Origin of the sequence: Pseudomonas sp. FP2338 (assembly GCF_030687515.1) — a bacterium.
In the GTDB taxonomy this organism is placed as follows: domain Bacteria; phylum Pseudomonadota; class Gammaproteobacteria; order Pseudomonadales; family Pseudomonadaceae; genus Aquipseudomonas; species Aquipseudomonas salomonii.
The window spans coordinates 3,537,756-3,559,788 of the sequence record NZ_CP117436.1 but is presented as its reverse complement, the minus strand read 5'-3'; the positions used below and the strand labels follow the sequence as shown (position 1 = coordinate 3,559,788).

Below are 22,033 nucleotides of genomic sequence, written 5' to 3'. Positions count from 1 at the left end.
GTATCGCCTGACACTGCGCCTTCGCGAGCAAGCCCGCTCCCACATGAGGAAAGTGTCGATTTTAGAGGTCGCGCACTACCCGGAATCCAATCCAGTCCCCACGGGTTTGCGGGTAGATGGTGTTGCGGTTGCCCGAGCGTGAGAACACCGGCGCTTCGCCCCAGTCATTGCCGCGAATCTGGTAGCCCTCGCAGTGGGGCTCCATCCAGGCGCTGCCGTCGGTAGGGGCGCCGATGTAGTTGGGATGCTCGCAGTCGGCCACCCGCTCATACACATTACCGTGCATGTCGTACATGCCAAATGCATTCGGCGGGTAGCTGCCCACCGGCGAGGAATAACTGTAGCCATCTGCCGGGCCGTAGGTGTTGGCGTGCTGGGCGATGCTGTAGCCCTTGCCCTCGTCGAACGGGAAGGGGAACGGCCCGGTGGTGCCGGCGCGGGCGGCGTATTCGCGTTGGGCTTCGCTGACCATGTGGTACTTCTGCCCGGTTTTTTTCGACAGCCAGGCGACATAATTTTTGATGTCGTCCATGTCCATGCACACCGCCGGCTGGCGTGGGCCTTGCGGGTAGCGGGGCTTGCTGGCTATGCACTCGCGGCCGGGGCGGGTGTCGCCGTCGGCGATCTTGACGCCGGTCTGGCGGATATAACTGTCCCATTCGCCGGCGGTGATGTGGAAGCGGCTCATGGCAAAGGGTTTGGCGAAGGTCACGTCGTGCATCGGGCCTTCATCGGGCTCGCGGCCGACTTCGTCTTCCGGTGTGCCCATGGTGAAAGTGCCGGCGGGCAGCACCACCATTTCCGGGCAGTCCTTGCAGTCCTTGAACACTTTGCCGGGTTGCGGCGTGGCGGCCTGCGCCAGGTTGGGCAGCCATGCCGCGCAAAGAGCAGTCAGCGCCAGGGCGGTCAGGGGTTTGAGTCGGGATGGATTCATGTGGGCATCTCGTTCAAAGGAAAAAAGGGCGCATCACAGGCGTTGGCTCAAAAGGGCCATGAACTGCTGGATTTCATCCGAGTTGTTAAGCAAACCGGGGGACGTGCGGATCACCGGGCCAACGTCACGGTCGACGGCATCGATCACCACGCGGTTTTTCAGCATATGGGCGACGACCGCTTCGCTGTCCTGGTCCTTGACCCGAAAGAAGGTAAAGCCGGCCGACAGGTCGCTGCGGCGCGGCGTCACCAGTTCAATCTGCGGATGCGCCAGCAACTGGGTTTTGAGTTCGCTGTTGAGCGCGTGGATGCGCGCCTCAACCTGTGCCTTGCCCAGTTGCAGGTGCAGCTTGAAGGCCTCGTCCGCCGCCCAGCGATGCTCAAAGGCGTGGTAGCCGCCGGGCGTCATGGTGGTGGCAAAGTTGGTGTCTTCGGAGAAGGTCGGCACCATGGGCGTGACGTATTTGTTTTCGGCATCGCGGGCGCAGACCAGCCCGGTGCCGCGTGGGCCGAACATCCATTTGTGCGTGCCGGCGATAAAGAAGTCGCAGTGCATGGCCGGGAAATCGAGGTTTTCCACGCCAAAACCGTGTACGCCGTCGACCACATACAGGATGCGGTCATTGTCGTCACGGTTGCGATTGAGTTCCTCCACCAGCGTGCCGATTTCGCCGATCGGCAGCTTCACGCCGCTGCCGGACTGCACCCAGGTCATGCCCAGCACGCGGGTAGTGGGGCGAATCGCGCGCTTGATATTACCCAGCACTTCGTCACTGGAGACTTGGCTGGCCCGCTCGAACAAGCGGATGCGACGCACCTGGGTGCCTTGGCGGGCGACGCGAAAATCCAGCACGTTCTGGGTGGCGTAATGCTCGTGTTCGGTGGTGAGAATCTCTTGGTCGGGGCGCAGCTTGATCCCGCCGTAGATCATCGCCAGGCCTTCCGACGTGCTGCCGGTGAGCGCGATCTGCGCGGGCTGGGCGTTCAGGTAGCGTCCGGCCCATTCGCGCACCTGGCCTTCACGTTTCCAGGTTTCTTCCAGGCCCCAGTCCATGGCCAGGCCGGGGTTGCGGTCGATCTGCTGGCGGTAGCGCTCAATGGCTTCGCGCACGGGGCGTGGGTGGGAGGTCACCAGGAAGTTGGAAAAATGCAGGTAGTCCGGGTCTTGGGTGAACAGCTGTTTGAAACCCGTCCATGGGTCGTTGGTGGCGGGCGCCTGCGGGGCTGCCTGGGCGTGCGCGAGCAATGCGCTGCCCAAAGGCAGGCTGGCGGCGAGTACCCCAGCCTGCTTGAGGAATGTACGGCGGTCGGTCATGGACTGGCTTCTAAGTAATTAGCGGTTGGCCAACGGCTTGGCGGCTTTTTGTACCTGGTCCCACACGCGCAGGAAGTTGCCTCCCCACAGCTTGGCGATGTCGGCCTCGGAGTAGCCGCGCTGGATCAGTTCGGCGGTGACATTGCGCACGTCGCCGACGTTCTCCCAGCCCTGGATGCCGCCGCCGTCGTTGAAGTCCGAGGCGATGCCGACGTGGTCGATGCCGATCTTGCGCACGGTGTAGTCGATGGCATCGCCCCAGTCCTTGAGGGTGGCCTTGGGTTCTTCCTCAAGAATGGCGTACAGCCCCTGGGCGTACTGGCCGAACTTCTGCTCGGACCAGGCGGCGATGATGGCGTCACCGGGCATCAAGGCCATGGCCAGGTTGGGCAGCGGCGGTAAATCGAAACGCGCACGCAAGGTATTGAGCTTGTCCTGGGTGGGTTGGCTCAATGGGCGCAAATAGGCCGGGAAGCCCACCACCTGCACCACGCCGCCGCTGTTTTTGATCAGTTGCAGCTCTTTGTCGCTGAGGTTGCGCGGGATATCCACTGAGGCACGCGGCGCCGAGTGCGAGGCAATCATGGGTGTACGGCTCAATTGCGCGACTTGCTCCAGCGCCTTGGTCGACATCTGCGACACATCGATGATCACACCCAAGTCATTGAGGCGGTGCACGGCTTGTTGGCCGATGGGTGACAGCCCTTCAAGCGCATCGGTGGTGTCATTGAAAAACGGCAACGGACGCGACGAGTCGGACCAGGCGTTGTTGCCGATATAGCTGAAACCGAACATGCGCATGCCGCGTGCCGCCCACAGGTCCAGCTGGTTGAGGTCGTCGCCCAGCGGGTAGGCGTTGAGCATGCTGATGAAGATCGCAAACTTGCCTTCGCCATGCAGGCGCCGCATATCGTCCGGGGTGTAGGCGATGCCGACCTGGTTGGGGAAGTCGCGCACCATGCCGGAGATGATCTTGTAGCGCACCTCCTGCTCGTGGCGGGCCTCCTCGACAAAGCCGTCGGTGGGTTTGTGCGGCGCGTTGGGGCCATTCCAGATTTCCGGCCAGCCGAAAATCGTCAGGGCCGCGCCCGACAAGCGCCCGCGTGCCGCCTTGGCCAGGTCAAACTGGCCGCTGCCATCCTTGTCGGCTTCGTTGCCGGCCGTGCCGAAATCCATGGGCACGGTGATATGGCTGTCGAACGACAACAAGCGGTCCTGCATTTCGTTGGCCTGCTTGATCACCTCCAGCGGGTAGCCGGCATTGCCTTTGAACCAGTGATCCCAGACCAGGAAACCAGCCCCGGCGCCGATGGCCAGTGCCAGCGGCAGGCCGATATACAGCGCCTTTTTCGAACGTGGTTTTGTCATTGCCATCTCAGTCAGTTGAGGCCTTTGCTATCAGGGAAGAACGAGCCATGGCCGGGGAAATTTAGGCGCGGGCGCGGCACCGGTAAATTTCTCGCGGCCGTCAACGTTCTAGCTCTGATCAAGCTGTTTCCTAAGGTAGACAATGACCCTCTCTCGACGTGGCTTCATCGCCGGCCTGGCGCTGACCGGCGCTGCCGTGCCAGCGGCCCTTTATGCCCACCGCGAGCTGACGCGTGAAGAATTTCCGATCACGCCGGGCGAGGCCACGGTGGACCTGGCCGACACCGCCGGCCAACACTTGGCCAATACCTTGCGCGGTGTGTGGAGCCTGCGCCTGGAAGGTCGCGATGCAGGCCTTGAAGGTTTGCCGCTGCAGGGCCTGGAGCTGTTGCTCGACATCGCCCCACGCGGCCGTGGCTTGCGCGGCTACCTGGACACCGCTGCAAACCTGCGTGCCGAGGGCGAGCCGCGCTACCGCGTGCTCGGTGATCTGCTGACGGGCGAGGGCGCCGTGCTCTACTGGCGGCTGATCGACCGCGACGCCGCGCAGGGCGCACCGGCCTATGAGTTCAAGATGACCCTCGATGAAGTCTGGGCCGACTTCGCCAATGCCGGCAGCAGCACGTTAAGCGGGCAGATTCTCGACCTTGAGCGCCCCCTGGCCTTGACTGAGCGCGACAACCGTTTTATCGCCCACAAGCAACTGTTCCCCGAAGCGCGCCAGCGTATCGGCCTTAACCCGACCTTGTTGGCCTGGCTGATTGCGCCTGAGCACCGCCTGTTCCACCAGCTGTGGCACGCCACCCGTGACCAATGGCACAAGCTGTCCGAGGAAAAGCGCGATGCCCTGCGCGGTATCGGCTGGCAACCAGGCCCGCGCGGCCAGGAGCGCGATGCGCGCGGCAAACGCAAAGACCGCAACGGTTCGGGTATCGATTTCTTTTTCATGCACCGGCATATGCTCGGCACTGCGCGCTCCCTGCAAGACCTGCCTTCCTGGCCGCAATTCCCGGAGCCACAGCCGGCGCTGGAGCGCGATCGCCTGGGGTTTTTGCGCTATTTCGACAACCACGACGGCTTTGCGCTGCCGCCTTGCTGGTCGGCACCCGATGACAGCGAGTACACCCAGTGGGTCAGCGATATCAAGGCGGCCGAGACCTACCACAGCAACTTCCAGGTGTGGGAGTCGCAGTACCGTGACCCGCGTTACCTGGCCAAGCTGACCTTGGGCCAGTTGGGGTCCGAGATGGAGCTGGGCCTGCACGACTGGCTGCACATGCGCTGGGCCTCGGTGCCCCGCGACCCGTCCAACGGTGCCCCGGTGCCGTTCGCCCGTGACCCGGCGGACTTTGCCGCGCGTTGGTACGCGCCAGAGAACGACTTCCTGGGCGACCCGTTCTCATCGCATGTAAACCCGGTGTTCTGGCACTTTCACGGCTGGATCGATGATCGCATCGAGGACTGGTTTCGCGCCCATGAGCGGTTCAATCCGGGCGAGGTCAGCCGGCTTGAAGTCAACGGGGTCAAGTGGTTTGCCCAGGGCCGCTGGGTGGAAGTCGCTGACCCCTGGCTGGGGCCGGACACCCATGGTTGCAGCACCACGCCGGGGCTGCAGATGGGGCGGTCGATGGAGATGGACCCGGAAACCATGAAGCTGGCCCTGCGCATCACCTTCGCCGAAGAGGAAGGATTGCAGGCCTTGTTCAAGCGCGTGCCGAAACGGCCCTGGTATGCACGCCACTTGAAACTCAAGTAATCCCCGGGACGTTTGGCCACAGGTCTGCAACGAGGAACAAACGTTCGGCTTCTTCCCAGTCTTCTCCGGTCTGCACCAGTCGCACCAGCAACTGGGCCGGTGCCATCGGGTCCAGGTCTGCCAGCCAGGCGTGCATCTGGTCCGCACACCACACCTGATCCGCCGGGTAATGCGCCGGCGCCAGCCAGGCATGCCGAGGCAGGGGCTGCCAGCGCCCTGGCGGGCTCTGGCTGACGAAATCGCGCCAGTCACGCTGATGCAACCAGCGACCGCGCAGGTGCTGTGGATCGACGCCTTGCGGGGATTCGGCGGTGCCGGGCCACGGATAGAGCAAATACCCGCCCAGCCACAAATGTGCATCGAACTGCGCAATATCCAGTGCCGCCAGGGCTTCGCGGCTTTCCGGGCGGGCCGAAATCGGCAATTGATGCTGGGCCAGGTGCGCGAGCTTGCGGTCCAGCCGGTCATGACAGCCGGGGCCGAGCCATTGCGCGGCGTCCTGGCCGTTGCCGTCCTGCGGCCCTAAATAGAGCTTGATCGCCAGTTCCAGGTGGTGCACGCCGTCGCGGTCGCGTATCAGCATATCCAGCTCACCCAGCGTATGCCCGGCGCGGCGGATCGGCAGGTTGGCGGCCAGCAACTCCACACCCGGCGCATGCTGCACCGCAAATTGCCACAGGCGTTCGTAGTACAGGCCCAGGCGCCGCGTGCGCGACAGGCTGAGCCAGTGCTGCAAGGCGCTGCTGTCCTGGTCGAGGGTGCGCAGCCACTGTTCGAGCCGGTGCGGTGCCTGCACCCAGTCGCTGCCGGCCAGTGGGTGGCGTTGCGGCCAGGGCGTTTGCGCGAGCATCGGCGGGGCGAGCATCACCCACGCCAGGTCGCGCACCTCGGGGTGGCGCAATTGGCGGGGCAGGTTGAGCAGGTCTGGGAACACAGTCATGGTCCGAGCATAGCCTTTTAGAACACTTACGGGTGGCTGAGAACCATTGTCATCAAGGCCCTGCGGCGACAAAGGGTTTTGCCTGACGCGGCCTTTCGCCCATAATCGTTCTTTTTGCCAGACCCCACATCCCGCAGGAGCCCCATGGAGCAATTTCGCAATATCGGCATTATCGGTCGCCTGGGCAGTACCCAAGTGCTGGACACCGTCCGCCGACTGAAAAAGTTCCTGCTGGAACGCCACCTGCATGTGATCCTCGAAGACACCATCGCCGAAATCCTCCCTGGCCATGGCCTGCAAACTTCCTCGCGCAAGATGCTCGGCGAAGTGTGTGACATGGTCATTGTGGTCGGCGGTGATGGCAGCCTGCTGGGGGCCGCCCGTGCCCTGGCGCGGCACAACGTGCCGGTGCTGGGGATCAACCGTGGCAGTTTGGGGTTTCTTACCGACATTCGCCCGGATGACCTCGAAGTCGAAGTCGCCAAGGTGCTCGACGGCCATTACCTGGTGGAAAACCGCTTCCTGCTGCAAGCCGAAGTGCGCCGCCACGGCGAGGCCATCGGCCAGGGCGACGCGCTCAATGACGTGGTGCTGCACCCCGGCAAATCCACGCGCATGATCGAGTTCGAGCTGTATATCGACGGCCAGTTCGTGTGCAGCCAGAAGGCCGACGGCCTGATCGTGGCCACGCCGACCGGCTCCACTGCGTACGCGCTGTCGGCCGGTGGCCCGATCATGCACCCCAAGCTCGACGCCATTGTGATCGTGCCGATGTACCCCCATATGTTGTCCAGCCGGCCCATTGTGGTCGATGGCAACAGTGAGCTGAAAATCGTGGTATCCAAAGACATGCAAATCTACCCGCAAGTCTCCTGCGACGGGCAGAACCATTTCACCTGCGCCCCCGGTGACACCATTACCGTGAGCAAAAAGGCACAGAAGTTGCGGTTGATCCACCCGCTGGACCACAACTACTACGAAGTGTGCCGCACCAAGCTGGGCTGGGGCAGCCGCTTGGGGGGTGGAGGCGACTGATGCTCGATCCCGCGCGTAGCTATGACCTGATCGGTGACGTGCACGGTTGCGCTCATACCCTTGAGCACTTGCTCGACCGGCTGGGCTACCACAAACAGGCTGGAACCTGGCGCCATCCGACGCGTATGGCGGTGTTCCTCGGCGATATCATCGACCGTGGGCCACGCATCCGCGAGGCGCTGCATATCGTCCACGATATGACCGAGGCCGGCCAGGCGCTGTGCATCATGGGCAACCACGAGTTTAATGCGCTGGGCTGGACCACACCGGCGCCGCCGGGCAGTGGCAAGCAATTCGTGCGCGAGCACAACCCACGCCATGCGCGGTTGATCCACGAAACCCTGACCCAGTTCGAGCATCACCCGGCCGACTGGCACGACTTCCTCGGTTGGTTCTACGACATGCCGCTGTTTGTCGACGCCGGGCGGTTTCGTGTGGTGCATGCGTGCTGGGACGAAGGCTTTATCCAGCCGCTGCGCGCCACTTTCCCGGATGGCTGCATCGACCAGCACTTTTTGCAGGCCGCCGCCGTGCCGGGCAGCTTTGCCTGCAACGCCTTCGACCGCCTGCTGCGCGGCACCGACATGCGCCTGCCGGACGGCTTGACGCTCACGGGGGGCGATGGCCTGACGCGCTCATTTTTCCGCACCAAGTTCTGGGAAGACGACCCGAAAACCTACGGCGACATCGTGTTCCAACCCGATGCACTGCCGGAGCCGGTGGCGCGAACGCCGTTGTCGTCGAGCGAAAAAAATTCCCTGCTGCGTTATGGCGTCGACGAACCGTTGTTGTTCGTCGGGCATTACTGGCGCAGCGGCAAGCCGGCGCCGATCCGCGACAACCTGGCCTGCCTGGACTACAGCGCGGTGCTGTACGGCAAGCTGGTGGCCTACCGGCTGGATCAGGAAACCCAACTGGACCCGCGCAAGTTTGTGTGGGTCGATGTTGAACGGCCGGAGGTGATCACATGAGCCTGCGCGTACCGTCACTGAACTTTTAAGGAAGCACCATGGATGATTCGACGTTCGACCAGCTGGAGGCCGCGTTGTCTGCGGCGCCCGGCAATGTCGCGCTGCTGACCCTGCTGCTCGGCGCCAGCCTTGAGCGCGGCGAGCATGAGCGCGGGCTTAAATTGCTGCCGGCCGACCTTGAACAGTGGCCCGACGCCGCCGCCCTGAAGCTGGCTGCAGCGCAGCTGTGCCTGGCTGCCGGCCAGGCGCCGCGTGCCTTGCAACTGATTGAAGGCGACGACCCTGCCGCGCGCCTGCTCAAGGCGCGTGTGCTGGCGGCGTTGGAGCGGCTCAAGGAAGCCCAGGTGGAATACCGCGCGGCGGTCGCTGCCAACCCGGCGTTGGAAGACATAGCGCTGTGGCGCCGGTTGAATGTGTCGGTGCTGGATTTTCCTGCAGCCGAAGGGCGCCCGCGTCTGCGCGTGATTTCCAATGACGACACCGACCAGAGCGAAGTGGTACGCCTGCTGGTGCCGGAAAACGAAACCCTGACCTTTGATGATATCGGTGGCCTGGATGAGCTGAAAAAGACCATCCACAAAAAGATCATCCTGCCGTATCAAAAACCTGGCTTGTTCCAGCGTTTTCGCAAGAAGGTCGGCGGCGGCGTGTTGCTGTACGGCCCACCGGGCTGCGGCAAGACATTGCTGGCACGCGCCACGGCCGGGGAGTGCAAGGCGACGTTTTTCAATGTGGCGATTTCCGATGTGCTGGACATGTACATCGGCGAGTCCGAGCGCAAGTTGCACGCGCTGTTCGAACAGGCTCGAGCCCAGGCGCCTGCGGTGATGTTCTTCGATGAAGTCGAGGCGCTGGGGGGCAAACGCTCCAACACTCGTGAGTCGACCTCGTCAAAACTGGTCAGCCAGTTCCTGTCGGAGATGGACGGGTTTACCAATGACAACCACGGGGTGCTGATCCTCGCCGCGACCAACGTGCCGTGGTCGGTGGATTCGGCATTCCGTCGCCCCGGTCGCTTTGACCGAGTGCTGTTCGTGCCGCCACCGGATCGCGCAGCGCGCGAAAGCATGCTCAAGGTGATGATGAAAGGTCGGCCGATGGCCGATGACATCGACTTTGCCTTCCTGGCCAAGAACACCTCGGGTTTCTCCGGTGCCGACCTCAGCGAGCTGGTGGAAACCGCCGCCGATGAGGCGATTGAAGCGTCTATCGAGAGTGGCGCCGAGCAGTCGATTTGCGACCGTCATTTCAAGACAGCGTTGAAAGAGGTGCGTGCTACCACCTTGGAGTGGTTGACCACGGCGCGCAATTACGCGCGCTATGCCAATGAAGGCAATCAATATGACGAGGTGCTGGCCTTCCTCGATAAGCACGGGAAGGGTCGCTGATGGCGCAGTACGGTGGTTACCGCATCGAAGATGAACCGCGCCCCGGCGCCTTGGCCAAGTGGGCGGTTTCACCGCTCTGGCCACTGCTGGGCCTGATGCTGGGCGGCGCCTGGCTCGGCTTGCCATGGTTTGTGTTCAACTCGATTGCCGTGGGCAGCCCCACGCGTGTGCGTGAGTGGGTGCTGGCCGGCGTAGCGCTGGTGGGCAGCGTAGTGATCGGCTTCGGCCTGCTGCAACTGGTGGGGTTTGGCTACATCAAGAGCCAGGCCCAGATCCAATATGCCTTGCTGGTGCTGGTGGTGTGGAAGTTGAGCCTGGGTTACCTGCTGTATATCCAGCAGAACGAGACCATTGAGATCTACCAGTACTACGGCGGCGTCCTCAACCGTTTTGGTCTTCCCTTGGCGTTGATTGGCGGCTTTGTGCTCAAGAGCATGGTGGTCAATTGGGTGCCCAGCACCCTTTGGTATCTGGTGGTGAGCTGATGAATACCGATTACCTGCTGCAATTGGCCTATCAGCGCCTGCAGGCTGACCATAATGACGGCGCCATCGATGCGTTGCGCCAGCTGCTGGCCAGCGACCCGCATTCGGCCGAAGCCCACGCGTTGCTGGCGATCTGCCTGATGAATATGCGCCGCGTGCACGCGGCCAAGCGTGAAGTGCAACTGGCCCTGGCGGCCGATGCGCAGATGCCGTTGGCCCACTACGCGGCTGCCCAGGTAGCGATTGCCCTGCGCAAATTCAGCCTGGCCCAGGAGCATCTGACTCAACTGCTGGATATGGAACCGCTCAACCCGATCAATTACCGCTGCTTGGCCGAGCTGTATCAATTGACCGGCCGCCTGGCGCAGAGCCGCGAGCCGTTGGAAAAAGCCCTGGAACTGGCCCCCGACGACGCTTCCAACCTGGTTGCGATGGCGCAGTTCCACCGTGCCAGCGGCCATTGGGACCAGGCGCATCAGTTCGCGCGCCAGGCGTTGCAGGCCGACCCGAGCAATGCCGGCGCAGTGGTGGTGCTGGGCCATTTGCTGCTGCGCGAGGGCGATATCAATGGCGCTCGTGAGCATGCGATCTGGGCCTTGCAGGAAAACGCCACGAATGTCGCGGCACTGCACCTGCTAACGGCGGTAAAAGCCCGCAGCAATGTGTTCCTCGGGGCCTGGTGGCGCTTCAACAGCTGGATGAACGAGCGCAGCGCCACCCGCGCGATTGTCCTGCTGCTGTTTATGTTCGTGGTCTATCGTGTGGTGGTTATCACCCTGGCGACCCAGGGTTACCCGCAAGTGGCCCAGATGATTGATTGGGCGTGGCTGGCGTTTGCGGCCTATACCTTCGCGGCGCCGCAGATCTTCCGGCGCCTGCTGGAAAAGGAGCTGGTCCAGGTCAAGTTGTCCAAGGAATTCTGACGCGCCGGTATCGAGCCCGGCCGTTAATTGTCATAAGTGTATTCGCTGAACCAGCGACCGTTATCAAGAGGTTGTGTACATGTCGTCTTTTGCTGAAATGATCGAAAACATCACCCCGGACATCTACGAGAGCCTCAAGCTGGCCGTGGAAATCGGCAAGTGGTCCGATGGCCGCAAGCTCACCGCCGAGCAGCGCGAGCTGTCGTTGCAAGCGGTGATCGCCTGGGAAATCCAGAACCTGCCCGAAGAGCAGCGCACCGGCTACATGGGCCCGCAGGAATGCGCGTCGAAGTCGGCGCCGGTGCCGAACATTCTGTTCAAGTCGGATGCGATCCATTGATTGAAATTGGTCGCGGTGCAGTCAGCAAAATGTCGGCGCAACTCGGTGAGCCGACTGTTCAATATGCGTTTCGCCTGGGCGACACCGAGGTGCCGGTCAACCCGTTGATCGGTACCCACGTGCGCCTGGAGTATCTCGGTGCCATCCATTGCAGCCATTGCGGCCGCAAGACCAAGACCAGTTTCAGCCAGGGTTATTGCTACCCGTGCATGACCAAACTGGCCCAGTGTGACCTGTGCATCATGAGCCCCGAGCGTTGCCATTACGACGCAGGCACCTGCCGTGATCCGGGCTGGGGCGAACAATTTTGCATGACCGACCACGTGGTGTACCTGGCCAACTCGTCGGGCATCAAGGTCGGCATCACCCGTGCCACCCAGTTGCCGACCCGCTGGCTCGACCAGGGTGCCAGCCAGGCGCTGCCGATCATGCGCGTGGCGACCCGTCAGCAATCCGGTTTCGTTGAAGACCTGTTTCGCAGCCAAGTGGCCGATAAAACCAACTGGCGTGCTTTACTCAAGGGCGATGCGCAATCGGTGGACCTCAAGCAGGTACGCGATGAACTGTTCGCCACCTGCGCCGACGGCCTGCTGGGGTTGCAGGAACGCTTTGGCTTGCAGGCCATCCAACCGGTGACCGACATCGAGCCGATCGAAATCCGTTACCCGGTCGAGCAATACCCGGCCAAGATCGTCAGCTTCAACCTGGACAAGAACCCGATTGCCGAAGGCACGTTGCTGGGGATCAAGGGCCAATACCTGATCTTCGACACCGGCGTTATCAACATTCGTAAGTACACGGCCTACCAGCTCGCCGTGCATCAGTAAAAAGGATGCTATCCATGCGCACCGAACAACCGAAGATGATTTACCTGAAGGACTATCAGGCGCCGGACTACCTGATCGAAGAGACGCACCTGACCTTCGAGTTGTTCGAGGACCATAGCCTGGTCCATGCGCAGCTGGTGATGCGCCGCAACCCCGAGCGCGGCGCCGGCCTGCCGCCGCTGGTGCTCGATGGCCAACAGTTGGAGCTGTTGACCGTCAACCTGGGTGACAAGGAACTGAGCGAGGCCGACTACCAGTTGAGCGACAGCCACCTGACCCTGCACCCGACCCGCGAAACCTTCACGGTCGACACCAGCGTGCGTATCCACCCGGAAACCAACACCGCCCTCGAAGGCCTGTACAAATCCGGCGGCATGTTCTGCACCCAGTGCGAGGCCGAAGGTTTCCGCAAGATCACCTACTACCTCGACCGCCCGGACGTGATGAGCACCTTCACCACCACGGTGATCGCCGAGCAACACCGCTACCCGGTGCTGCTGTCCAACGGCAACCCGATTGCCAGCGGCCCTGGCGAAGACGGCCGCCACTGGGCGACCTGGGAAGACCCGTTCAAGAAACCGGCCTACCTGTTTGCGTTGGTGGCCGGTGATTTGTGGTGTGTTGAAGACACCTTCACCACCATGACCAACCGCGAAGTGGCGCTGCGCATCTACGTCGAGCCGGAAAACATCGACAAGTGCCAGCACGCCATGACCAGCCTGAAAAAATCCATGCGCTGGGATGAAGAAACCTATGGCCGCGAGTATGACCTCGATATCTTCATGATCGTCGCCGTGAATGACTTCAACATGGGCGCCATGGAGAACAAGGGCCTCAATATCTTCAACTCCAGCGCCGTGCTGGCCCGCGCCGAAACCGCCACCGACGCCGCGCACCAGCGCGTCGAGGCGATTGTTGCCCACGAATACTTCCACAACTGGTCGGGCAACCGCGTCACCTGCCGCGACTGGTTCCAGCTGTCGCTCAAGGAAGGTTTCACCGTGTTCCGGGACTCGGGCTTCTCCGCCGACATGAACTCGGCCACGGTCAAGCGCATCCAGGATGTGGCGTACCTGCGCACCCATCAGTTCGCTGAAGACGCCGGCCCCATGGCCCACGCGGTACGCCCGGACAGCTTTATCGAGATCTCCAACTTCTACACCCTGACCGTGTACGAAAAGGGCTCGGAAGTGGTCGGCATGATCCACACCTTGCTCGGCGCTGAAGGTTTCCGTAAAGGCAGCGACCTGTACTTCGAGCGCCACGACGGCCAAGCCGTGACCTGCGACGACTTCATCAAGGCCATGGAAGACGCCAACGGCGCCGACCTCAGCCAGTTCAAACGCTGGTACAGCCAGGCCGGTACGCCGCGTCTGGCGGTGAGCGAGTCCTTTGATGCCGCCGCCAAAACCTACAGCCTGACGTTCCGTCAAAGCTGCCCGGAAACGCCGGACAAGGTTGAGAAACTGCCGTTCGTGATTCCGGTGGAGTTGGGCTTGTTGGACGGGCAGGGCGCCGCTATCGCCTTGCGCCTGGCCGGTGAAGCGGCAGCTGGCGGCACGTCACGGGTGATTTCGGTGACTGAGGCCGAGCAGACCTTCACCTTCGTCGGTATCGCCGAAAAGCCGTTGCCTTCGCTGCTGCGCGGCTTCTCGGCGCCGGTGAAACTGAGTTTCCCGTACAACCGCGACCAACTGATGTTCCTGATGCAGCATGACAGCGATGGTTTCAACCGCTGGGATGCCGGCCAGCAATTGTCGGTGCAAGTGTTGCAGGAGCTGATCGTCCAGCATCAGGCGGGGCAGGCGTTGAAGCTCGATCAGCGCCTGATCGACGCACTGCGCACGGTCTTGAGCGACGAAAGCCTGGACCAGGCCATGGTCGCCGAAATGCTCTCGCTGCCAAGCGAAGCCTACCTCACGGAAATCAGCGAAGTCGCGGATGTGGAGGCTATTCACGCCGCCCGTGAGTACGCCCGCAAGCAACTGGCCGACAACCTGTTCGAAGCGCTGTGGCTGCGTTACCAGGCCAATCGCGAGCTGTCCAAGCAGACGCCTTATGTGGCGGCGGCCGAGCACTTTGCGCGGCGAGCCTTGCAGAACATCGCGCTGTCGTACCTGATGCTCAGCGGCAAGCCCGAAGTGTTGGCCGCAACCCTGGATCAGTTCGACACCAGCGATAACATGACCGAGCGCCTCACGGCATTGGCGGTGTTGGTGAACTCGCCGTTCGAGGCGGAAAAAAACCAGGCGTTGGCGGTGTTTGCCGAGAACTTCAAGGACAACCCGTTGGTGATGGACCAGTGGTTCAGCGTGCAGGCGGGCAGCACGTTGCCGGGCGGGTTGGCGCGGGTCAAGGCGCTGATGGAGCACTCTGCGTTCAACATCAAGAACCCGAACAAAGTGCGTGCACTGGTGGGTGCCTTTGCCGGGCAGAACCTGATCAACTTCCATGCGGCGGACGGCTCGGGTTATCGCTTCCTGGCGGACCTGGTGATCCAGCTCAATGGCTTCAACCCGCAAATCGCTTCGCGCCAGTTGGCGCCGTTGACCCGCTGGCGTAAATACGACAGCGCCCGTCAGGCGCTGATGAAGGCGCAGCTGGAGCGCATTCGTGCCTCGGGCGAGCTGTCGAGCGATGTGTTCGAGGTGGTCAGCAAGAGCCTTGCGTAAGCTGGGCGCATAAAAAACGGCCTGAACAGGCTAATGCCAGTCAGTTAAGACATAGCCGGTAATTGTGGCGAGGGAGCTTGCTCCCGTTGGACTGCGTAGCAGTCCCATGCTTTTAAAGCAAAGAGCAGGGGCCGCTTCGCGCCCAGCGGGAGCAAGCTCCCTCGCCACAGGTTACCGGCTGTCAGTTCTAGCTCTTAACTGGCTGGCATTAGTCTGAACAGGCCGTTTTTTTCGTCTCAAATAATCGGTGGTCGCGGTGTGTCTGCGCCATGGTCGAGCGCGAAGCGCTCCGCGATAATCCCGTGGGGAACGCCCAAAGGGATTGCGCCGGCAGTGTCCAGGCGGGTGACTTGCTCGGTCGACAGCTGCACGTTTAGCGCGCCTAACGTGGCATCCAGCTGCGCACGGGTACGTGAGCCGAGGATCGGGATCAGCGCGGTCGTCGAACGCCGGGCCTTTTCCCGTAGCCAGGCGATGGCGACGTGGGTGGGGCTTGCCTCTAATTCGCCGGCAACCGCCAGCAAGGTATCGAGCACGGCCGTTTCACGCGCGCTTTGTTCGGAATGGATCAGTATGCCCAGCTTGTTGGCGCGATTGTCGTCCAGGCTTTCGCGGTATTTGCCGGTGAGAAAGCCGCCGCCCAACGGCGACCACAGCGTGGCGGCCAGGCCCAGGGCCTCGGCCATCGGCAGCACTTCACGTTCGGCACTTCGCTCGACCAGGCTGTATTCCACCTGTACACCAATGATCGGCGCGAAATTGCGTACTTCGGCCAGCAGGTCGGCGCGGGCGATGCGCCAGGCCGGGAAGTTCGACAGGCCGGCATAGTGGATCTTGCCGGCGCGCACCAGGTCATCGAAACCGCGCAGGATCTCTTCCATCGGCGTGACGTTGTCGCTCATATGCGCCCAGAGCAGGTCGATGTGCTCGGTGTTCAAGCGTTTGAGGCTTTCTTCGACGGCCCGCACCATGTTCTTGCGGTTGTTGCCGAGTTTTATCGTGCCTTCATCGGAAGGCTGGGTGCGCAGGCTGTACTTGGTGGCAACCACCAGGTTGTGGCGCTCGGTGGCGATAAATTCCCCCAGCAGCTTTTCGGCCTGGCCAAACTGGTAACCGTTGGCGGTATCGAGGAAATTGCCGCCCGCTTCGAGGTAGCCGTCGAATATCTGTTTGGCTTCTTCGCGCTCGGCGCCATGCCCCCAGCCCGTGCCGAAATTGCCGGTGCCCAAGGCCAGTTCGGATACTTGCAGACCGCTGCGGCGGCCAAAGACTTTATTGCGCATACAGAGACTCCAGAAAGGCTGAGGTTTATACATGTCTTCAAACATGTATTTAATATGATCTCGGTAATTTATTCGGTCAAGAGACTTTTTACTGCTGACGTTTTCTGACAGGGCGCTCTGCTAAGCTGCGGCACTTTTGGCTGTTTCGGCGGGGTCCACGTGTCGCGCACTACTCGTTTACTCACCTTGTTGCAGGCCCTGCGGGGCAAGAAGCGCCCGGTGACCGCGGCCGTACTGGCTGCGCAACTGGAAGTGTCCGAGCGCACGCTGTACCGCGATATCGCCGAGCTGACGGCACTCGGCGCGCCGATTTTTGGTGAGGCGGGGGTGGGTTATGTGTTGCGTAGCGGACTGTTTTTGCCGCCATTGATGCTCAACGCCGAGGAAACTGAAGCCATCGTGCTGGGCTTGCGCTATGTGGACCAGCGCGGCGATGACGTGCTCAGCCGTGCGGCGGCCAATGCCTTGGCGAAAATTGCCGATGTGCTCGACCCGGCGGCGCAGGAAGCCTTGCGTAACCCCACGCTGCTGCCAGGGCCGCCGGGGTTTGGTTACCCGGAAAACCGCGTGCCGCTGAATGTGTTTCGTGAGGCGATTCGCAACCAGGCCAAGCTGCATATCGATTACGCCGACGCCAGCCAAACCCAGAGCCAGCGGCTGATTTGGCCGCTGGCATTGGGGTTTCTCAATGAGGTTCGTGTGATCGTGGCCTGGTGCGAGTTGCGTGGCGCTTATCGTACGTTTCGCACCGACCGGGTGGCCGCAGCTGACGCCCACGGTGAGCGTTACCCTGGCCGGCGCAGCGACCTGCTGCGCGGCTGGCGCAAGTTGATGGAACACAATGATTCAGGACCGTTTACTCCTGACAAAAACTGACACAGGGCTGGCTTAGCATGGCGCCATAAATCACTAAAAAGGAGCTGTGCCATGTCTTTTCCAGCGTTGGCCCCCGCCATTGCAGCCTACCTGGCCGCGACCAATACCGGCGACACCTCAGCAATTGCCCAGTGTTTTGCCGACGATGCCAATGTGTTTGATGAAGGCGAGCATCAGGTCGGTCCGACAGCCATTGCCCGCTGGGTCGAAGACACCGGGCGGCGCTATCAGCCCCGTGTAGAAGTGATCAACGTGCAGCATCGCACCGGCAAGGTATTGGTCAGCAACCGGGTCTCGGGCAATTTCCCCGGTAGCCCACTGGAGTTGCGCTATACCTTCCGCCTGAACGAGCAAGGCAAGATTTCACGGCTGGATATCTCGCTGTAAGTCATACTGGCACGCATGACTTTCGACTCGCCGCTCGCCGCCTACCAACACGCCATCGCCCAGCAAGGCTTCGTGCCCGACGACGCCCAGCGCCGGGCGGTACAAGCCCTGCAAACCTGCTTTGAGGCCTTGCACCAAGGCCGCTCGCCGATTCCCGGGGTATACCTGTGGGGGCCGGTGGGCCGGGGCAAGACCTGGCTGATGGACCAGTTCTATCAGAGCCTGCGCGTTCCCGCGCGGCGCCAGCATTTTCATCACTTCATGGGCTGGGTGCATCAGCGTTCTTTCCAGCTCAGCGGCATCCAGGACCCCTTGCAGGCTTTGGCGCGCGAACTCAGCCAGGAGGTGCGCGTGCTGTGTTTCGACGAGCTGTTCGTCAACGACATTGGTGATGCGATCATTCTCGGTCGACTGTTCCAGGTGATGTTCGAGGAGGGCGTGGTCATGGTCTGCACCTCCAACCAACCGCCGGATGAACTGTATGCGGGCGGCTTCAACCGCGAGCGATTCCTGCCGGGCATCGAGGCCATCAAGCGGCATATGCACGTGGTGGCGGTAGACGGCGCTGAAGATCACCGTTTGCATCCGGGTGTGGGGCTGCAGCGCTATTGGGTCAATCAGCCGCAAGCGCTTGCCATACTGTTCAAACAGTTAAGTGAAGACCAAGTGACCAGCAGCGGCGCGGTCAGCGTCGGGTACCGTTCGATAGTGGCGGTGCAGTCCAGCGATACGGTGCTCTGGTGCCGGTACGCCGATTTGTGCGAGCAGCCCTTGGCCGCAATGGATTTCATGCTGCTGTGTGACCGCTACAAGGCGATCCTGCTGGGTGAAGTGCCCAACCTGAGCGCACAAAAGCGCCCAGGCCGAATTGCCCGTGGCACCGAAGACGGCGTTCAGCGAGTCGTGGCCGGTGACCGTGAGTTGCCCGAGTTGTCGGTGCACGATGACAGTGTGCGGCGTTTCATCGCACTGGTGGATGAGTGCTACGACCGCAAGGTGCCGTTGTTTATCGAAGCCCAGGTGCCGTTGGCAAGCCTTTACACCGAGGGTTATCTGGAGTTTGCGTTCCGGCGCACCCTGAGCCGTTTACAAGAAATGCAACTGCAGCGGTTCGGCGCCTAGGAAATATCCCAGGCCAGAAGTGCTTGTTGGGCGGCACAAGCCTCGTCATTTCCGTCAGGTATTTGTAGCTAATCTCCTTCATCTGCGACTGGCTCCCCGCTTACAATCGTCCGCTCAAAAGGGAACCGATTCCCTTGTTGTCGTGATTGAGGAAGGAAATGGACACCCCAGACATCCTGGTGCTGCAAGCCAGCTACACCAACCCCGTGCATGCCGAAGCCATTGGCCAGGTGCTCAACCATTACGCTGAAGACCCGATGGGCGGCGGTCACACGCTGCCAGCCGATCTGCTGCAGCAACTGCCAGCCGAACTGGCCAAGCGCCCCCACGCTTTCAGCGTACTGGCATTTGTCGGCGGTGAGCCGGCGGGTCTGGTCAATTGTTTTGAAGGGTTTTCGACGTTTGCCTGCCGCCCGTTGATCAACGTGCACGATGTGGTGGTGATGAATCAGTTTCGTGGCCTGGGGCTGAGCCAGAAAATGCTGCTCAAGGTCGAGGAGATCGCCCGTCAGCGCGGTTGCTGCAAGATCACCCTGGAAGTGCTCGAAGGCAATGACGTGGCGCAAGCGGCCTACCGCAAGTTCGGTTTTGATGACTCGATTTTTGATCCCGCCCATGGCCGCATGCTGTTTTGGAGCAAGCCGCTTTAATCACGATGTTAATATAAACAGCATAAAAAAGGCGCCATTAAATGGCGCCAAATTAACCTTTGCCAAAGGAGCGGATTGGCACAGGAGCATGCGGATTAACTAAAGATTAAATCAGCTGTTAGGCTGTTGCTCAGCGCGGGACTGTTCGGTCTTTACATTCTTGCCGTCGGCCAGTGCGGTTTTATCCGTGGTGCCGTGCATTTGCTGCTGGTCGAAGGCGAAGTTGTTGTAAAACTCCTTCGAGCGCTCTGAACCGCCCTCTGCGAAGGCAGCTACGGAGGTCAGGCTCATCAGGCCGGCAAGCATCAAGGTCGAGAGTTTCATGGCAGTGTTCCCATTAAGAGTGATTGGTGTGTGATCGCTCCGTGATCCGATTCATGGCGCGACTATGGGGCTGTCTTATTAAGTGGGAATTAACATGGAACTGCCCCGAAGTTAACGTTTTTGTTAACTTCGGGGCAGCGATTTATAGCCGCCAATCCACTGCCAGTGTGATGGAGCGTGGGTCTCCCCAATACACGCCATTATAAAAGCCGACGCGCTCGTAATATTTTTTATCAAATAGATTGTTGACGTTAACTGACGCAGAAACATGCTCGTCGAATTGGTAGCGCGACATCAGGTTGACCACGGTGTAGGCCTGCTGCGTAATCTTGGTGCTTTCGGTGACCAGGCGGCCGTCGCTGTCCCGGGCACCGGTAGGGCGTGGGGCAAACTTGTAGAAATCGCTCTGCCAGTTGACCGCGCCACCTACCGTCAACCCGCGCCATTGGCCCGGCAGGCGATACGCCGTGGACAGTTTCAACAGGTTGAGTGGCTGGTCGGTGTTGTTGCGCTGTTTATCGCCATTGACCGAGTGGGTGTAGGTGTAGCCGGCCGTGAGGTTCCAATCCGGCATGACTTCGCCCGATGCCTCCACCTCAAAGCCCTGGACCTTGTTGCCTTTGCCGCCGGACTTGTAGAACTGCTCGCGCGTGACCGGGTCCGGTGGTGCGCTGTTATCGAGTTCGGCGACGTTATCCTGGGTGCTCCAAAAGTACGCGGTGGCCAGGTTCAGGCGCTCATTGAGCAGGCTGCCCTTGAGCCCGACTTCGTAGTTGCTGCCCACCACCGGCTCCAGGTACTTCTTGCTGGAATCGCGCTCATCCTGAGGGTTGAAGATATCCGTGTAGCTGGCATACACGGTGTACTCGGGGGTGATGTCGTAGAGCAGCCCCGCATACGGCGTCCACATATCGTTGTGGGTCTGGCGGGTCTTGGTCGATTGGGTCAGCTGGTTATTGGCGTTGTACTGCGGCGAGACGCTTTCGATTTCCCAACTGCCATAGCGGCCGCCGAGAACCGCGTGCAGTTTGTCGGTGAGGCTCAGGCGCGTCGCCAGGTAACCGGCTTTCTGTTTTTTGCTGCTGTGTTCGCCTTTGAGGCCGGTAGTGCGGTCGGGGAACTTGGGGATATCACCCATGTGCTGCCAGTCTTTGATGTCTTCATAGCCATCGGGGGTGCTGTAGCGCTGGAACGGCGATGAGTCGCGCTGCTCGGATTCACCATACCCCGCCATCAACTCATGCTCACGGCCAAACAATGAATAGGCCCCGGCAAGGTTGAAATCCGCCACGTCCATTTTCGATGTGCCGACCATCTGGTTGGTCCAGGCGTTCATGCCGCTGCCATCCGGGTTGGGGTAGCCGGCGCCGCCGTAGTAGACCTTGCCGTCAGTGTCACTCTGGCGATGCGTATAGGCCGCCTTGAGGCGCCAGTCAGCGGACAGCTTATGGTCGATAGAGGCGAAGGTGGTCTTGTCTTTGAGCGGCCAGGAACTCCAGTCAGCTGCCATGTTGGCCGAGCGCGACAGCCGCGCCTTGCTGCCATCACTGTTCCAGTAGGGCAGAGTGCCCCAGGAGGTGCCTTGCACATGCTTGTTCTGATAGTCCAAGCCGACGGCGACCACGGTGTCGTCGGTCAGGTCGCCTTCGAGGATGCCGTAGCCGACCTCCCGTTGCATGGCGTAATTGTCGCGATAGGACTGGCTGTCGCGATAGGCCAGCACCGTGCGCCCACGCAGTCGCCCATCAAACGCCAGGGGGCCGCCCACATCAACGTAGCTGTAGTAGTTATCATGGCTGGCGCCGCTGACGCCGGTCTTGGCTTGCCAGTCTGAGGTCGGGCGCTTGCGGATCATGTTGACCGTGGCCGACGGGTCGCCCGCGCCGGTGGTCAGGCCGGTGGCACCGCGCACCACCTCGATGCGGTCATAGATGATGGTGTCGGCATCCGGCTTCATGCGCCCGTAGGTGCTGAGCATGCCGTCGACCTGGTAGTTGCTGATGGAGTAGCCACGTGAAGAGTAACCGACCCGATCCGAGTCCAGGTGCTGCACCGTTATGCCTGTGGTCTGGCGCAGTACGTCAGTCAGCGTATTGAGGTTGAAGTCATCCATTTGCTGACGGGTAATCACCGAAACCGATTGCGGGGTTTCCTTGATGGACATGTTCAGCTTGGTGGCCGTGTTCATCGAGCCGGTGGTGTAGGCGCCGGTGTGTTCGGTGGTCGCGCCCAGGCCTTCGGCGGTGATGCTGGTGGCACCCAGCTCAAGAGCGCGTGGCGGGGCATGTTCGGGGTCAGTTTCGGCCAGCAGGTCCGGGCTCAGCGCGACGCTGCACAGGCCAAGGGTGAAGGTCATGGAACGGGTAAAAGGCGCGAACATCGCGGCAGACTCCTTGTCGTCTTTGCGGCCTGCTCAGTAAGAGAAGGCCTTGGCTCAA

General features: G+C 61.4%; 20 protein-coding genes. 13 read left to right on the top strand and 7 right to left on the bottom strand.

The features are described from left to right. Positions 1-61: 61 nt before the first annotated feature. From PSH96_RS16020 to pvdM, 3 genes are read right to left on the bottom strand one after another with little or no spacing between them, the layout of a single operon-like run. Positions 62-934, bottom strand: a complete 873-nt coding sequence (locus PSH96_RS16020) for a formylglycine-generating enzyme family protein (RefSeq protein WP_305453834.1) — start codon at positions 932-934, stop codon at positions 62-64. 33 nt (positions 935-967) lie between these two features. Continuing rightward, positions 968-2,248, bottom strand: a complete 1,281-nt coding sequence (locus PSH96_RS16015; RefSeq protein WP_305453833.1) for an aminotransferase class V-fold PLP-dependent enzyme — start codon at positions 2,246-2,248, stop codon at positions 968-970. Positions 2,249-2,266: 18 nt separating this feature from the next. Continuing rightward, positions 2,267-3,616: a pyoverdine-tailoring dipeptidase-like protein PvdM gene (pvdM, locus tag PSH96_RS16010; protein ID WP_099488807.1), complete on the bottom strand. Its 1,350-nt coding sequence runs from the start codon at positions 3,614-3,616 to the stop codon at positions 2,267-2,269. 142 nt (positions 3,617-3,758) lie between these two features. On the opposite strand from pvdM, the gene PSH96_RS16005 reads away from it, so the two are divergent. Further along, positions 3,759-5,372: a PvdJ/PvdD/PvdP-like protein gene (locus PSH96_RS16005; RefSeq protein WP_305453832.1), complete on the top strand. Its 1,614-nt coding sequence runs from the start codon at positions 3,759-3,761 to the stop codon at positions 5,370-5,372. Here PSH96_RS16005 and PSH96_RS16000 read toward each other — a convergent pair. Beyond that, positions 5,365-6,312, bottom strand: a complete 948-nt coding sequence (locus PSH96_RS16000; RefSeq protein ID WP_305453831.1) for a DUF1853 family protein — start codon at positions 6,310-6,312, stop codon at positions 5,365-5,367. The two genes, PSH96_RS16005 and PSH96_RS16000, sit on opposite strands and share 8 nt — an antisense overlap. Before the next feature lie 144 nt (positions 6,313-6,456). On the opposite strand from PSH96_RS16000, the gene PSH96_RS15995 reads away from it, so the two are divergent. The 8 genes from PSH96_RS15995 to pepN all read left to right on the top strand — a co-directional run bounded on the left by PSH96_RS15995 (position 6,457) and on the right by pepN (position 14,953). Further along, a complete protein-coding gene (locus PSH96_RS15995) occupies positions 6,457-7,347 on the top strand; it encodes an NAD(+) kinase (protein WP_010210870.1) in 891 nt (296 codons plus the stop codon). Next, entirely contained in the window at positions 7,347-8,318 is a 972-nt protein-coding gene (locus tag PSH96_RS15990) for a metallophosphoesterase (RefSeq protein WP_305453830.1), read from the top strand. The genes PSH96_RS15995 and PSH96_RS15990 overlap by 1 nt, the downstream gene beginning before the upstream one ends. 38 nt (positions 8,319-8,356) lie before the next feature. After that, the gene (locus PSH96_RS15985) at positions 8,357-9,706 is read left to right on the top strand and encodes an ATP-binding protein (protein WP_305453829.1); all 1,350 of its coding nucleotides are present in this window, start codon (positions 8,357-8,359) and stop codon (positions 9,704-9,706) included. Beyond that, positions 9,706-10,191, top strand: a complete 486-nt coding sequence (locus PSH96_RS15980; protein WP_305453828.1) for a hypothetical protein — start codon at positions 9,706-9,708, stop codon at positions 10,189-10,191. Before PSH96_RS15985 ends, PSH96_RS15980 begins: the two co-directional genes overlap by 1 nt. Further along, positions 10,191-11,114 (top strand): lipopolysaccharide assembly protein LapB, encoded by a 924-nt coding sequence (locus PSH96_RS15975; RefSeq protein WP_305453827.1) that lies wholly within the window; start codon positions 10,191-10,193, stop codon positions 11,112-11,114. Before PSH96_RS15980 ends, PSH96_RS15975 begins: the two co-directional genes overlap by 1 nt. Positions 11,115-11,193: 79 nt before the next feature. Continuing rightward, positions 11,194-11,454, top strand: coding sequence for a YeaC family protein (locus PSH96_RS15970; protein WP_017138108.1), 261 nt, complete (start codon positions 11,194-11,196; stop codon positions 11,452-11,454). Then, positions 11,451-12,281, top strand: coding sequence for a DUF2797 domain-containing protein (locus PSH96_RS15965; RefSeq protein WP_056860307.1), 831 nt, complete (start codon positions 11,451-11,453; stop codon positions 12,279-12,281). Before PSH96_RS15970 ends, PSH96_RS15965 begins: the two co-directional genes overlap by 4 nt. A 14-nt stretch (positions 12,282-12,295) precedes the next feature. Then, entirely contained in the window at positions 12,296-14,953 is a 2,658-nt protein-coding gene (gene pepN / locus PSH96_RS15960) for an aminopeptidase N (protein ID WP_305453825.1), read from the top strand. A 236-nt stretch (positions 14,954-15,189) separates the two neighbouring features. Here the strand turns inward: pepN and PSH96_RS15955 are convergent, their stop codons facing one another. Further along, positions 15,190-16,236 carry an aldo/keto reductase gene (locus PSH96_RS15955; RefSeq protein ID WP_305453824.1) on the bottom strand — a complete coding sequence of 349 codons (1,047 nt, stop codon included), beginning with the start codon at positions 16,234-16,236 and terminating at the stop codon, positions 15,190-15,192. Between the two features lie 159 nt (positions 16,237-16,395). On the opposite strand from PSH96_RS15955, the gene PSH96_RS15950 reads away from it, so the two are divergent. The 4 genes from PSH96_RS15950 to PSH96_RS15935 all read left to right on the top strand — a co-directional run bounded on the left by PSH96_RS15950 (position 16,396) and on the right by PSH96_RS15935 (position 19,271). Then, on the top strand, positions 16,396-17,112 hold the full coding sequence (locus PSH96_RS15950) for a YafY family protein (protein ID WP_305453822.1): 717 nt from the start codon (positions 16,396-16,398) through the stop codon (positions 17,110-17,112). A 51-nt stretch (positions 17,113-17,163) separates the two neighbouring features. Then, positions 17,164-17,499 (top strand): nuclear transport factor 2 family protein, encoded by a 336-nt coding sequence (locus tag PSH96_RS15945; protein ID WP_305453821.1) that lies wholly within the window; start codon positions 17,164-17,166, stop codon positions 17,497-17,499. 15 nt (positions 17,500-17,514) lie between these two features. After that, positions 17,515-18,621: a cell division protein ZapE gene (gene zapE, locus PSH96_RS15940; RefSeq protein WP_305453820.1), complete on the top strand. Its 1,107-nt coding sequence runs from the start codon at positions 17,515-17,517 to the stop codon at positions 18,619-18,621. A gap of 158 nt (positions 18,622-18,779) precedes the next feature. Further along, the gene (locus PSH96_RS15935) at positions 18,780-19,271 is read left to right on the top strand and encodes a GNAT family N-acetyltransferase (RefSeq protein ID WP_200433755.1); all 492 of its coding nucleotides are present in this window, start codon (positions 18,780-18,782) and stop codon (positions 19,269-19,271) included. Between the two features lie 111 nt (positions 19,272-19,382). Here PSH96_RS15935 and PSH96_RS15930 read toward each other — a convergent pair whose 3' ends face one another. Continuing rightward, entirely contained in the window at positions 19,383-19,595 is a 213-nt protein-coding gene (locus PSH96_RS15930; protein ID WP_305453818.1) for a hypothetical protein, read from the bottom strand. A gap of 142 nt (positions 19,596-19,737) precedes the next feature. Next, positions 19,738-21,975 carry a TonB-dependent siderophore receptor gene (locus tag PSH96_RS15925; protein WP_305453817.1) on the bottom strand — a complete coding sequence of 746 codons (2,238 nt, stop codon included), beginning with the start codon at positions 21,973-21,975 and terminating at the stop codon, positions 19,738-19,740. Between the last annotated feature and the right edge of the window lie 58 nt (positions 21,976-22,033).